The following is a 12,074-nucleotide window of genomic DNA, read 5'->3' on the forward strand; positions in this document are numbered from 1 at the left end:
ACGCAGCCGTGACCCTCACGGCTCCCGCGCACCAGCCTGCCCCGGCCCCACGCCGCCCGCCAGTCGTATTTGCTCCTCCTCCACGATGCGGCGGGCGAGGGCGCTGTCGGAGATGTCGACCGCGTCCGGGCTCTGTTCGGCGGTGTCGCTGCGGCGGGCGTAGGCGTCGAAGAGGCGGCTCTTGTTCTTGAGGATGTGCAGCAGGCGCTGGTCGACGCTGTCGGTGGCGAGGAGGCGGTGCACCTGGACGGGGCGGACCTGGCCCATGCGGTGGGCGCGGGCCACGGCCTGGTGTTCCATCGTGGGTTTGACCTGCGGTTCGCACAGGACGACCACGGACGCGGCCTGAAGGTTGAGGCCGATACCGGCGGCCTCGATCTGGCAGAGGAGGACCGCGTGACCGGGAGAGGCCGTGAAGTCGTCGACGAGGCGCTGCCGGCGCGCGGCGGGCACGGCACCGGAGACCGGCCCGAACACGCCCTCGCCCAAGGCTTGTCGGACCAGTGCCAGCACATCGCGGAAGTAGGAGAACACCACCACTTTCAGGCCGTTCTCCGCAGCCTCGGCCACCAGTTCGCGCAGTCGCCCGAGTTTCGCGGACTTCTCCGCGTCGACGTACGCGGCCCGGCGCATCGCCATGAAATTCCCGTCCTCGACGGCCCTGAGGTAGGCCTCCCGGTCCGCGGCGCTGAACTCCTCCCACTCGTCGACCTCCACCAGCGCGGGCAGTTCGGTGAGGACGTCCTGTTGGTTGCGGCGCAGATAGGCGGGGGCGACGGACTTGCGGAAGGCGTGCGGGCCGGCTGCCGCGGCGGTGTGCCGTATCGCGGGGAGGAGGGCCGGCTGGAGGTAGCGGACGAGGGTGCGGAACTCCTCGACCCGGTTCTCCATGGGCGTCCCGGTGAGGAACAGGACGCGCTCGCACTGCCCCGTCCAGGCCGCGACCGCCCTGGAGCGGCGGGTGTCCGGATTCTTCACGTAGTGCGCCTCGTCGACGACCACCATCCCCGGCTTCGTTCCCTCGCCTTCCGGGGCGGGCAGGCGGTGCAGCATGTCGTACGTGGTGATCGCGACGCCCCCGCGCTCCCGCCACTCCTCGTAGGCGTCCAGCAGCTCCGCGCCGTGCACCGGCAGGGCCCGCAGCGTGCTGCGCGCGCCGATCTCGCGCGTCCAGTTGATCAGTACGCTCGCCGGGCAGACGACCAGGAAGTGGCTGTGTCCGTCCGCCGCGAGATGCGCGAGTACGGCGATGGCCTGCACGGTCTTGCCGAGCCCCATCTCGTCGCCGAGGACGACCCGGCGCTGGGCGAGCGCGAACCGGGCGCCGAAGTCCTGGTAGCCGCGCAGCGAGACCCGGCGCCGGGTGTCGTCCAGCGCCTGGGCGTGCACCCGCTCGGCGACCTCCGACGGCAGGAAGCCCTCGGCGGCCGCCACGTCCGAACGGTGCTCGCAGACCTCGGCGAGCTGGCTGTAGTACTCCGCGGAGCGCAACTCGAAGTCGACCCACGCCTCGATCTCGGAGGCGGGCGTCCGCAGCAGGTCGGTCGAGGCCTGCGCGAGCAGCAGGCGTACGTCACGGGCGCCCGCGTCGCCGGTCAGCTCGCGCAGTTCGGCGATCGCGTCGAGCGCGCTCTGCCGCCGCTCCCGCCCCGCGAGCACCATCCCCAGCCGTCCGCCGGCGGGCCGTGCCGCGGGCAGCAGCGCCCCGAGCCGCTCGTCGAGCCGCGTCGCCGCGTCCACGGCCCGGCGCAGCTCGGGACCGGCCTCGACGAGGGTGCGCAGCGCGATCACCAGGGCGGTCGTACGGGGCTCGGGCCGGTCGACGTCCATCCGTACGGAGACGGTCTCCTCCACCGCGCGCGCGAGCTGCCGCGCCGCCGCGAGGGCACGGTCGGCGGTCTGCGCGCCCACCCCCGGCAGCTGCCGCAGCTCGTACCGCCCCACCTCGTACACCGCCCGCACCGACGCGAACCCGGCCGTCTCCAGCGCCCCGAGCCGCAACCGCCCCTCGGTGACGTCCTTCAGCCGGGAGACGGGGATGGACTCCAGCTCCTTGCCGACGAGTTCGGCGTGGATCGGTGCCAGCGCCGCGCGCACCGCTTCGAGCGCGCGGGCGTGATCGGCGAGCACACCCCGCGCGGCCTCGTGCAGTCCGACGCCCTCGGCGAGCAGACTCCGCTCACGTTTCCCCACCGGCCCGACATTACTGCCCACCGCCGACAACCCGATCCGGCTCCGGGTGCGCGGAAGCACGGTCGACCGAACAGGGCTTCACGGCCCGCCCGTTGGCCCTGCGGGGCCACCGCCGCCTGCCCGGGCGCGAGGGGCGGGGGCCTGATCGAACACGTCGGCGGCAGGGCTACGATTGGGCGGCTTCGGGGTCGGGGTCCGGAGCTGGAGGGGGAGTCATGACTGCAAGACGTACAGCAAGACGGATGCCGCTCGCTTTCGTGGGCGTGGCCGTGCTGGCGCCGTTGTTCGTTCCGGCGGCTTCCGCGCAGGCGGCGTCGACCTCACTGACCGTCGCCACGCTGGGGCGGCACGGCAGTAAGGTCGCGACGACGGTCACCGTCGTCGCCGTTCCGTCCGGTGAGTCGTACAGCGTCGCGTCCGGCAAGCGGATCAACCTGCCCTCGGGGCGCTACATCGCGATGACCGACATCTACGAGAGCGCCGCGAACGGGCTGGGCACCGACACCCTCGGCGCGCAGGTCGTGTCGGTGTCGGGCAGGGCCTCGGTGACGCTCGACGCCCGCAAGGGCAAAGCGGTGAAGGCGTCGCTCGACACCCCCGCCGACGTGACCGGGCCGCCGCAGATCAGCGGACAGGTGTGCGCCGCCACCGTCGGCAACATGCCCTCCGCCTTCAGCGTGGCGGGCTGGAACACCGCGGGGTCCCTCTACGCCATTCCCAACTCCTCCAAGCTGCTGCAGTTCGGATACCTGGCGCAGTGGACGGGGAACGACACCTACGTCGCGGTGAAGAAGACCACCGGGATCCCGGCACAGCCGGGCGGGTCGTTCAAGCGCTCGGGGCTGGCGGCGATGCGCTTCTCGGTGCGCAGCGGGACGCAGATGGCCCGTCGGAACGACACCGCGCTCCAGGCCCTGCCGAAGGTCTCGGACTGCACGACCGACCTGTACGCCGACGTCCACGACGCCAACGCGCCGTACAGCGCCACCGCCCATGTGACTCCCGGGCGCTGGCAGCCGCGCGCCGACATCTTCGCCGACAACGGCGACGACGTCGGCGGCGGTTTCCCGGCGGCCAGGACACTGAAGGCGGGGCAGAGTGTCACCCAGTCCTTCGGCCGCGCCGCGTGGAGTCCGCTCCACTCCCTGCCCATGGTCCGGCAGAAGTCCGTCCAGTTCTATCCGGGATCCCTGATCGGCGACCCCGACGTGGGCTGGGCCGACCCGACGAAGGAGTCGGTGGCCCTGTACAAGGGCAGCACCACCGTCAAGAAGCAGACCCTGACCAACTGGCGCTCCGACCCCGACTTCTCCGCCCGTATCCACGCGGCCGGTTGGTACCGGTTGACCGTGGACGCCCACCGCTACCGCCCGGGCATCACCTTCCCGTCCGGCATGCTGTCCCCGCGCGTCACCCTCGACTGGCGGTTCAAGGCCGACCCGGCCAAGTCGGCGGTCGCGCCCGTCTTCCTGACGCGGTTCCTGCCCGCCGGCCTGAACAACCGCAACCAGGCGGCGGCCGACAGCACCACGACGGTCACCGTCAGCGCCGGGCGCGGCTCCCAGGACCCGGACGTGAAGTTCACCAAGGTGGCGGTCAAGACCGTACGGGTCTGGACGTCCGCCGACGGAGGCAAGACCTGGAAGGCCGCCGCCGTCACCCGCTCCGGCTCCTCCTGGAAGGTCTCGGTGCACAATCCGGCCTCCGGCGCCATCGCCCTGCGCTCCGAGGTGACCGACTCCAACGGCGACCGCTCGGTGCAGACCGTGTACCGCGCATACGCCATCGGCTGACTCCGTCATCCCCGAGTGACGGCCGCACAGTCCTCCCGGATTTCACGATCAGGGCCCTGTCCGGCCCTCGTCCTCGCCCTCCCGAACACCGTTGATCGGCTGGGTCGTTGGCCGGGACTTCCGGGTCCCGGTCAGCTGACCCTCCGTCAGCTCCCGTGCCATGGAATGGATCGCGCCACTTCGCACCCTATTGCGTTGCGTCTGCAACGCGTGATGCGAGAGGATGTTCGGCGACCGTGAGGCGTGCATGACGCGCGGGCACGTCGGGGCGGTCGAACGACCGTGGTACACAACACACTTACGGGGGCGAGTGGATGAAGTTCGACATGGGGTCGTCGACCCTGGCGGATCTCGGCAAGAGCACGCTCGGCTCAACCGAGGACCTGGGCACGCTGATCCGCTGGCTGGTGCAGGCGGCGGAGCCGTTGGAGGGGAAGTTCAACGGGGCGGGCAAGGCCGCGTTCGACTCGTTCAAGGCGCACACGGACGACATCACGAACGCGCTGAACGGGTCGCTGGGCGCGATCCTGGGCGGCCAGGGCGGGATGGACACCGCGTTCGGCTCCGGTGACCTGGAGCAGGAGGACAACGCCCACCAGAACATGGGCCAGTCCAACTTCGATGCCGCCCGCTTCGGCGCCCGATAGTCGTCACCGAGGGGGAGCTTGATCATGGGTCAGAATCTGGACCGTCGCTCGTACGACACCGGCGCCTCCACCGAGGTACAGGGCAGCCTGCAGGGCATCATCGGCCAGCTGGAGCGCGTCCTCGGCGACCGCGACCGCGCGGTGCAGGCCGCGATGGCCGACTTCACGGCCGACGGCGTCGCCGACGAGTACCACGGCAAGGAGCAGCGCTGGAACCGCGCCGCGAACGAGGTCCGCGACATCATCCGGCTTGTGCGCACCACGCTGGAGCAGAACGACGGCACCGCACAGTCGACCATGGCCAAGGCTCGCGCCGCCGTCGACAACATCGGCTGACCGAAGCCGGGGCCGTAGTAAGCAGGAACGTTTCCACGGGGGTTTGGCATGTCGGGGTGGGACATTTCGTCGTCCGGCGTCGAGTTCGTGACCTCGCTGGTCGCGGACGCGATGGACGACGTGGCCAAGGACGTCAAGACGTACGGGACGGACGTGGAGAGCGCGGCCACCTCGGCCGGCACGGTCAGCGGACCGTACTGCGGGGCCGCGCCAACCGGCGCGATCGGCGCGGCGCTGGCCATCTTCGTCGAGAAGACCGCGGGTGACGTGCTGTTCCTCGGCGCGCGGGCGGCGAAGTCGGTGAACGGGGCGCGGGAGGCGACCGCGTACTACGTGGCCGGAGATCTCGAAATGGCCGCCCAGGCCGAGCACAAGGCGCTCGGCGCACCGAAGATCGATCTGCCGGGTCGGGGCGGCACGGGCAAGGACGGCGGCGCCAAGTGATCGACCCGTCAGGCATACCCCAGTTCACCGGCGACTTCAACCAGTTGGACAAGGACACCTCCGGGCTGCGCGGCGACGCCATCGGGATCCGCGACGGCGGGATGGACGTGCACTCCCGCTTCCAGATGCTGGAGGCCTTCTACACCGCTCCGGAGGCCGACGACCTTTTCGCGACCACACAGCCGGTGATGGACAAGGCGGATATCTTCGCCACCAAGCTGGAGACGGTCGCGGACGCGCTGGACACGTACTCCGTCGAGGCCCGTCCGCTCGCCAAGAGGCTCGCCCAGCTCAAGACGGACGCCTTCGCGTTCGTCGACAGCGTCGAGGGCGACGACGACTGGACGTACGACGGGGACAAGATCCACCGTCACCAGGAGCTCATGGACGGCGTCGCCACCGCGGAGAGCGCCTTCCGGGAGGCTGAGCGCCGGGCCGCCACCAAGATCTCGTCCCTCGTCGGCGGGCCGGAGTTCGTGGTCGACGACGGTCACCACACCGTCGACAAGAAGACGGTGATGTACGGCTACGACCTCGACGTCCTCAAGCACGCCAAGAAGACGCCCTGGGGGGTCCCGGAAAGCGAGTCCCACCACGCGTGGGAGGTCGGCTATTGGGCCAAGAGCTTCTTCTGGGACGGCCTCGTCATCGACAACATCTGGGGCGGCATCAAGGGACTGGGCACCCTGGTCGGCTGGAACGGCTCGGACGCGGCCGGGGACGCCTGGGGTCATCTCGGGGACGTCGTCAGCGGGATCGGCCAGTACACCGCCAAACCGTACGACGCGCTCATGGACTGGGCGATCGGCCCGGACAAGGAGAGCGCAACGGAGGTCCGGCAGAAGAAGGCCGCCAAGGACTTCGCCAAGTCCATGGTCGCCTGGGACATGTGGAGCGAGAACCCCGCCCGCGCCGCGGCAACGGTCGTCTTCAACGGCCTCACCCTCGGCGCCGGCCCCCTGGCCGTCGCGGCCAAGGGCGGGGAAGTCGGCGCGGTTGCCAAGGGCGCCGGGATCGCCGCCAAGGTCGGCGAGTACATCGACCCGGTCGCCGTCGGCCTCAAAGCGACCGGCAAAGCCATCAGCACACTGCCCAAGCTCTCCGACCTCACCGCCGGAATCCGCACCGGCATCGGCGCCTCGGCGGACTCCCAGCGCATCCACAGCGTCATCGAACTCGGCGACGGCTCCAAAGTCGTCATCGAGGACGGCAAGTTCATCCCCGTCGACAAGCACGGCAACGTCGTCGGGGACACGCCGCGCCAGGAAGCGTCCGCGGACGCACGGCCCACGCCGGAAGAGACGCCCGCGCAGCAGCGGGAGCCCGCGGGGGTGGGCGCTGCCTCACGCGTCCCCGGAGCCACTGCTCATGCAGGGGAAAACCTCCCGCCCCAGGCCAGCCACGGCACCCCAGCCGGGGGCAGGGGCGATGCCCTCAGTAGCGGCGGGCGTGATGTCCCGAAAGGCGGAGCCGCCTCAACGCATGGTGCGGACTCTGGGGCGTCGTCATCGGGTACGGGTCCAATTGCCACCGATGCGAATGGCGCACGTGGCGGCGTTCGTCACGGGGCTGGTGCCACGAGCCGTGAACCGCGCTCCGGGGATGCGTATACGGACGGCCGCCGCGGGCACGCCTCGGAAGGCGCTGACGGCTCAGGGGAATCTGATGCCGGCAGCCCTCACGAGCCAACACATGGTCACGAGACCGCCCACGCAAACGCTCACGAACCACGCGAGGGGCACGAGGAAGCAGCGGCCACCGACGGCACGGATGCGTCCTCCGAAGCACGGCAGCACGGTGAAGGAGACGGTGAGCCCGACTTCACGCGTCCCACCCTGCCGCCCGGCCAAGCGGAGCTGTCTCTGCGCGAGCTGCGTGCCCTGCGTGCCGGGCGCCATCGCTATACCACTGCGGAGGAGATAGGCAGGGAGATGTTCGGTGGTGGCTCTGAGCGGCACTACCGGGTTCCGACCCACAACCACCCCTATTACCCTGTGGAGACCCCGGGTGGTCGCAAAGTGGACGTGCCTGTGGATATGCCGGGCGGCCGGACTTTGGCTGTCGAAATCAAGCACTACCTGGAATTCCGAACGGTCAAACTCGCCGACGGAACGAACCAGGTCGTCAAGGGAGAGGTTCCACTCAACAAGGGTATAATCGAACAGATCAACAAAGATCTCACATTGCGACGCCTGGATCCCAAATATGATCCTCGATGGGTGTTTATGCACGCACCTCCATCCCAGGCTCTCCGAAATTATCTCGTTCAGGCTCGCATCATATTTGTCGAATACGGTCCGGCCCCCAAGAAGTAAGAATCAGTTTTAGCGGAAGGTGTCAGAAATGGCGAGGGCAAGCGCTCCCGACCCGAATCTTGAACGATGGATCGAGGAGGGACGTCGGACGATCATCGATATCGCCGACATGTTGGGAGTTCTTCCAGATGCCTACACCCGAGACCCGTTGAGCCTGATTCCCGCCCTGCAGAATTACGTGTCACGTCTCCCCCTCGGTCAGTTCGAGCAATCGGACTGGGTAACGTTGCATAGCGACCTGCTGTCGTATGTGGCAGATTTTCTGATTCAGAGGCACGGCGCCCGCTGGGATGTAGTAGATGATTCAACAACGCCTCGCGGCTACCGCTACGTCATCGAGGCGCAGGGTCACGATGGGGAGATCCGTAGGATCGACCCGGCTGACGTCGTTATGACCGAATTTGATAACCTTCCCATTGAGATCACGAGGATGCTCGCCAGTGCGGAACTCACACTGCACTTGACACCTCAAGTCAGTGAAGATGAGTAACGTGTTTCCTGAATCTGCGCGGCCTCCAGCACGGCCAGCTCGGCGAGTTCCCCACCTGAGGCCTACGTGATCACGCGCATTCCTCGCCACGACTACCCCACGGACAACGCGGCAGAGGGTCTGGCGGTACTCAACGAGACCGTGGACTGGGTCCTCGGTGAGCTTGACGAACCGGACGACATCGGACGTGGCCAAGCCTTGAGCACCAGTCTGACACTGGCGCAGACGCGCTGTGCGATCGATCCCTACGCATCGAAGTTCGAAACGTGGGAGGCGTGGGTCACGGCCATGCAGGTCGGCTCCGCCTTGTTCGACTCGGCCACGGCAGTCGAAGGCCCCGTACCCTGCCGTATCGGGAGCACCGGACAGGTGAAGAACCTCCCGGCGACCGGCCCGACGTCCTATACGCACGCGGGAGCCTGGATCACCTCGGTCTACCTGGCGATGATCTGCCGTGAAAATGAGCGCCTCGACCGGCTGATGCAAGTACCTGTGTCGTTCCTCCGTGCGTCCGGCGCTCTGTTCGACGAGTACACCTACGACTGGGTGGAGGCTCTGCAGAGTTACTGGCACGGCCAGGCTGCAAACACGTGGGACAAACTGGTCGCTGCGGTCAAAGGCACAGACCCCGACGTGGCCCAGGTCGCCGACAGGGACACCATGCTGATGCTCCTGTATCCACCACTCGAGCTCTTCCAGCTCTACAACCGTCAAGAGACCGATGAGTTCAATAGGTCACTGGTCCAAGCCCTCACCTGGCACAAGCAGTACTGGACCGGCGACGAAGCACGATCCCTGAGCAGCGACGGCCTGGTCGCTCTCGGCCCACTCGCCATCGCCTGCATGGCCTATGACAACGACTTCCCCATCGAGGTCGAGTCCGAGTACCTGCCCAAAGCCCTTCTGCAGCACAACTGGGTGGGCGAGTACGCCACCTGACAGCCGATACCTCACTCTGAGAACTGAAACGGACAACGAATACCTGTGGCAGCCCAGGACTACGACAGCCAATTGCTGGAGTCGGTGTCGGTTCGGCGCCGGCGGCTGCGGGATGCCGTCTTGTTCGGGACGCAGCGGCAGCGGCGGTCGGTGGACGAGCGGCTCGGCAAGGTGTTCGCCGGGATCGTGGTCGCGGCGGTGTTGTGCGCCGGGTGCGTGGGCTGGTCGTTCGTTTCGCACCGGGTCATCGGGAAAAGCCCGTACGGCCCCTCCGCGCCCTCTTCCTCGCCTTCCGCGGCGCCTTCGGCGTCTTCCACCCAATGACTCGATGATAGGTTCGAACGCGTGATATCTGCGGGGTCCCTGAGCCGTACGACGCCGAACCGGACTGCTTTGAGCCGGGTCACTCTGATCGGCGAGCGGAGGCGGATCGACCTCGTCCTGCCCTCTCAGGAACCAGTCGGGCTGCTCTTGCCCGAAGTGATGCGGCTGCTGGACGATCGGGCATCGGCCCGGCCAGAGTCGCGGCACCTCGTCACCACGGAGGGTTCGGCGCTCGCGCACGACAGCACGCTGGAATCGGCGGGGATTCCGGACGGCGCCGTCCTGCGGCTCGTGCGGCTGGAGGACGCCCCCGCGGCGCCCGTGGTGCACGACGTCACTGATGAGGTCGCCGACGAGCTGAATGTACGTGCATGGCGGTGGAGCCCTGCGTCCCGGCGCATCGTCTCGGGAGTCGCGACGGTCGGCTGGGCCGTCCTGGCCGCGGCCCTGGCCCGCAGCGAGTTCGCGCTGCCGGTGGTAGGCAGCACTCTGGTGACCGTCGCCGCCGTGTCCGCACTCGCGGGGGCTCTCTTCGGGCGGTCCGGGCGACGTGGCCTGGCCACCACGCTCCTGGTCACCGGGGGGACTGTCGGGGCCCTCGGGGTATGGACCCTGGCCGATGCCCATGCCTGGTCCGGCGCGGCGCGGCTGGCCGGCGTCGCGGTCGCACTCGTTGTGACGCTGCTCCTGCTGGGCTGGTTCACGGCACTGGGCCGCGGCGGCCTCGTCGGCGCCGCCACGGTCGTCGGCTGTGTCCTCTGCTGGGAGGTTGCGGTGGCTGTCCAGTCGGGCGCGGGTACGTCAGTGGAGCAGGCTCACGTGGGGGCGGTGCTGAGCGTCGTCTCGGTTGTCGCCCTCGGCGTGCTGCCGCGGCTCGCGCTCATGGCGTCCGGCCTGTCCGGGCTGGACGACCGGCGGTCCAGCGGCGCGTCCGTCAGCCGCTATCAGGTCAGCACCGCCCTGACCGCCACTCATCGTGGCCTGGCGCTCGCCACCCTCGTCCTGGCCGCCTCGGCCATGGCGGCGGGGCTGCTCGTACTGCGGGCGCCTTCGGCATGGACCGTCCTGCTCGCCGTGGTGGTCACGGTCGTTCTGGCACTGCGGGCACGTGCCTTCCCGCTCGTCACCGAGGTCGTGGCACTGTTCGGGGCAGGTGCCGTGGTCGCCGTCCGGCTCGTCGGAGTGTGGCAGGAGCACTCCGGTGCGGTGGGGTCGTTGGCCCTGCTCGTCACGCTGGCCGTGCTGCCGCTGATGGTGCTGGCGGTGCAGCCCGCCGAGCATGTGCGGATCCGGCTGCGGCGCTTCGGCGACGTGCTCGAATCGGTGGGAGTCATCGCCCTCTTCCCCCTCGTCATCGGGGCTTTCGGTGTGTACGGGCGTCTGCTCGACACCTTCGCGTAGGGATAACTCCATGGCTCAGGGAGGGGACTGGCAGCAGGACGTGCTGCGGCAGTTGGGGCAGCGCGGTACAGCGGACGAAGCGGCCGAGCCCGCCTCCGAGTCCACCGAGCCCCCTGTGCGGCCTCAACTGACGCACCCAGCACCGGAGCCGCCCACCGATACGGGTCCCACCGCCTCTGAGGGTTTCCCTCGGCACGCCGCCCCGGCGCCGAAGCCGGAACCCGCTGTCCGGTCACCCCGTGATCCCCGGCTTCCCCTGCACACCCCGGAGTCCGTGCCCACCGTCGACCCCCGCCTGGCACACGCTCTGGGTCGCCCCCAGCACGGCGATTCGGTGTCCCGCCGCACCGGACGCACGCTCCGCAAACTCGCCTCGTCAGCCACCCAGGACGTCACCGAAGAGACACGCCTCGCCCGGGAGTTGCAGCAGCCGGTCACCACGGGCCGAGTCATCGCGGTCACGTCCATCCGGGGCGGAGTGGGCAAGTCGACCGTCTCCGCCCTGCTGGGCCGCACCTTCAACCACTACCGACACGACCCTGTCCTCACCCTGGAGGCCGATGCCGCACTCGGCACCCTCCCCGTACGGTTGGGTGCCGAATCAGTGCGCTGGTCGTGCGCGGACCTCGCGCAGATCCTCACCCCCGCGATGCAACTCACCGACGTCACCGGCTACTTGGTTCCGGTGTCCGACGGTGGCTGGCTGCTGCCCGCGAGCCAGGGGCGCGTCGGCGCGCCGATGGACGTCCGCACCTACCGCACGGTCACACTGGCGCTGCGGCGCTACTTCGCGGTGACGGTGGTGGACTGCGAGACCCTGCCCGGTGAAGTGGCGCGTACGGCGATGGACACCGCGCATGCCCGGGTGGTGGTCGCCCCGATGACCGCGGAGGGCGTCAACGGCACCCGGCAGGTCCTGGACTGGCTGGCCCAGCTGCCGCACTCCGCCCTGGCCGGCACCGTCGTGGCGCTGTCCGCGAGCTCCCCCGACGCCACGCTCGACGAGAAGACGGCCGCCGCGCACCTGCGAGAGACGGGCGTGTCCGTCGTCCCGCTCCGCTACGACCGGCATCTGGCCCAGGGAGGCCCCATCCACACCGCCATGCTGGGCCAGGCCACCCGGGACGCCGCCGTCCGCCTGGCCGCGGAGGCGATGCACCGTGCGGTGAGGGTGCGATGAGCACGAGCCAGG

Annotated in this window: 11 protein-coding genes; 10 read left to right on the forward strand and 1 reads right to left on the reverse strand. The window is 69.1% G+C overall.

Translation table 11 applies throughout. From position 1 onward, the window contains the following. Positions 1 to 15: 15 nt before the first annotated feature. Positions 16 to 2,193, reverse strand: a complete 2,178-nt coding sequence (locus SMIR_RS12330) for a DEAD/DEAH box helicase (protein WP_248003108.1) — start codon at positions 2,191 to 2,193, stop codon at positions 16 to 18. A gap of 242 nt (positions 2,194 to 2,435) precedes the next feature. Here SMIR_RS12330 and SMIR_RS12335 point away from each other — a divergent pair, with 242 nt between their 5' ends. From SMIR_RS12335 to SMIR_RS43440, 10 genes are all read left to right on the forward strand, one after another. After that, positions 2,436 to 3,986 carry a hypothetical protein gene (locus tag SMIR_RS12335; protein ID WP_212726997.1) on the forward strand — a complete coding sequence of 517 codons (1,551 nt, stop codon included), beginning with the start codon at positions 2,436 to 2,438 and terminating at the stop codon, positions 3,984 to 3,986. A 314-nt stretch (positions 3,987 to 4,300) separates the two neighbouring features. Continuing rightward, complete coding sequence (locus SMIR_RS12340) at positions 4,301 to 4,633, forward strand: hypothetical protein (RefSeq protein WP_101400458.1); 333 nt, start codon at positions 4,301 to 4,303, stop codon at positions 4,631 to 4,633. A 24-nt stretch (positions 4,634 to 4,657) separates the two neighbouring features. After that, positions 4,658 to 4,969, forward strand: coding sequence for a pore-forming ESAT-6 family protein (locus SMIR_RS12345; RefSeq protein WP_101400457.1), 312 nt, complete (start codon positions 4,658 to 4,660; stop codon positions 4,967 to 4,969). Positions 4,970 to 5,017: 48 nt separating this feature from the next. Then, a complete protein-coding gene (locus SMIR_RS12350) occupies positions 5,018 to 5,413 on the forward strand; it encodes a DUF6507 family protein (RefSeq protein WP_212726998.1) in 396 nt (131 codons plus the stop codon). A 125-nt stretch (positions 5,414 to 5,538) separates the two neighbouring features. Further along, positions 5,539 to 7,728, forward strand: coding sequence for a hypothetical protein (locus tag SMIR_RS12355; protein ID WP_212726999.1), 2,190 nt, complete (start codon positions 5,539 to 5,541; stop codon positions 7,726 to 7,728). 28 nt (positions 7,729 to 7,756) lie between these two features. Continuing rightward, the gene (locus SMIR_RS12360) at positions 7,757 to 8,218 is read left to right on the forward strand and encodes a hypothetical protein (protein WP_212727000.1); all 462 of its coding nucleotides are present in this window, start codon (positions 7,757 to 7,759) and stop codon (positions 8,216 to 8,218) included. Between the two features lie 66 nt (positions 8,219 to 8,284). Next, positions 8,285 to 9,157, forward strand: a complete 873-nt coding sequence (locus tag SMIR_RS12365; protein WP_212727001.1) for an immunity 49 family protein — start codon at positions 8,285 to 8,287, stop codon at positions 9,155 to 9,157. 45 nt (positions 9,158 to 9,202) lie between these two features. Beyond that, positions 9,203 to 9,481: a hypothetical protein gene (locus tag SMIR_RS12370; RefSeq protein WP_168495185.1), complete on the forward strand. Its 279-nt coding sequence runs from the start codon at positions 9,203 to 9,205 to the stop codon at positions 9,479 to 9,481. 21 nt (positions 9,482 to 9,502) lie between these two features. After that, a complete protein-coding gene (eccD, locus tag SMIR_RS12375; protein WP_168495183.1) occupies positions 9,503 to 10,882 on the forward strand; it encodes a type VII secretion integral membrane protein EccD in 1,380 nt (459 codons plus the stop codon). Positions 10,883 to 10,892: 10 nt separating this feature from the next. Beyond that, positions 10,893 to 12,062, forward strand: a complete 1,170-nt coding sequence (locus SMIR_RS43440; protein WP_248003106.1) for a CpaE/TadZ family protein — start codon at positions 10,893 to 10,895, stop codon at positions 12,060 to 12,062. Positions 12,063 to 12,074: the final 12 nt, after the last annotated feature.

The sequence above is a fragment of the Streptomyces mirabilis genome, from assembly GCF_018310535.1.
Lineage (GTDB): Bacteria > Actinomycetota > Actinomycetes > Streptomycetales > Streptomycetaceae > Streptomyces.

Bases quoted from the DNA above. Each gene is read 5' to 3' on its own strand.
- SMIR_RS12335 (WP_212726997.1), top strand. From the start codon at position 2,436: ATGCCGCTCGCTTTCGTGGGCGTGGCCGTGCTGGCGCCGTTGTTCGTT.
- SMIR_RS12340 (WP_101400458.1), top strand. From the start codon at position 4,301: ATGAAGTTCGACATGGGGTCGTCGACCCTGGCGGATCTCGGCAAGAGC.
- SMIR_RS12345 (WP_101400457.1), top strand. From the start codon at position 4,658: ATGGGTCAGAATCTGGACCGTCGCTCGTACGACACCGGCGCCTCCACC.
- SMIR_RS12350 (WP_212726998.1), top strand. From the start codon at position 5,018: ATGTCGGGGTGGGACATTTCGTCGTCCGGCGTCGAGTTCGTGACCTCG.
- SMIR_RS12355 (WP_212726999.1), top strand. From the start codon at position 5,539: ATGCTGGAGGCCTTCTACACCGCTCCGGAGGCCGACGACCTTTTCGCG.
- SMIR_RS12360 (WP_212727000.1), top strand. From the start codon at position 7,757: ATGGCGAGGGCAAGCGCTCCCGACCCGAATCTTGAACGATGGATCGAG.
- SMIR_RS43440 (WP_248003106.1), top strand. From the start codon at position 10,893: ATGGCTCAGGGAGGGGACTGGCAGCAGGACGTGCTGCGGCAGTTGGGG.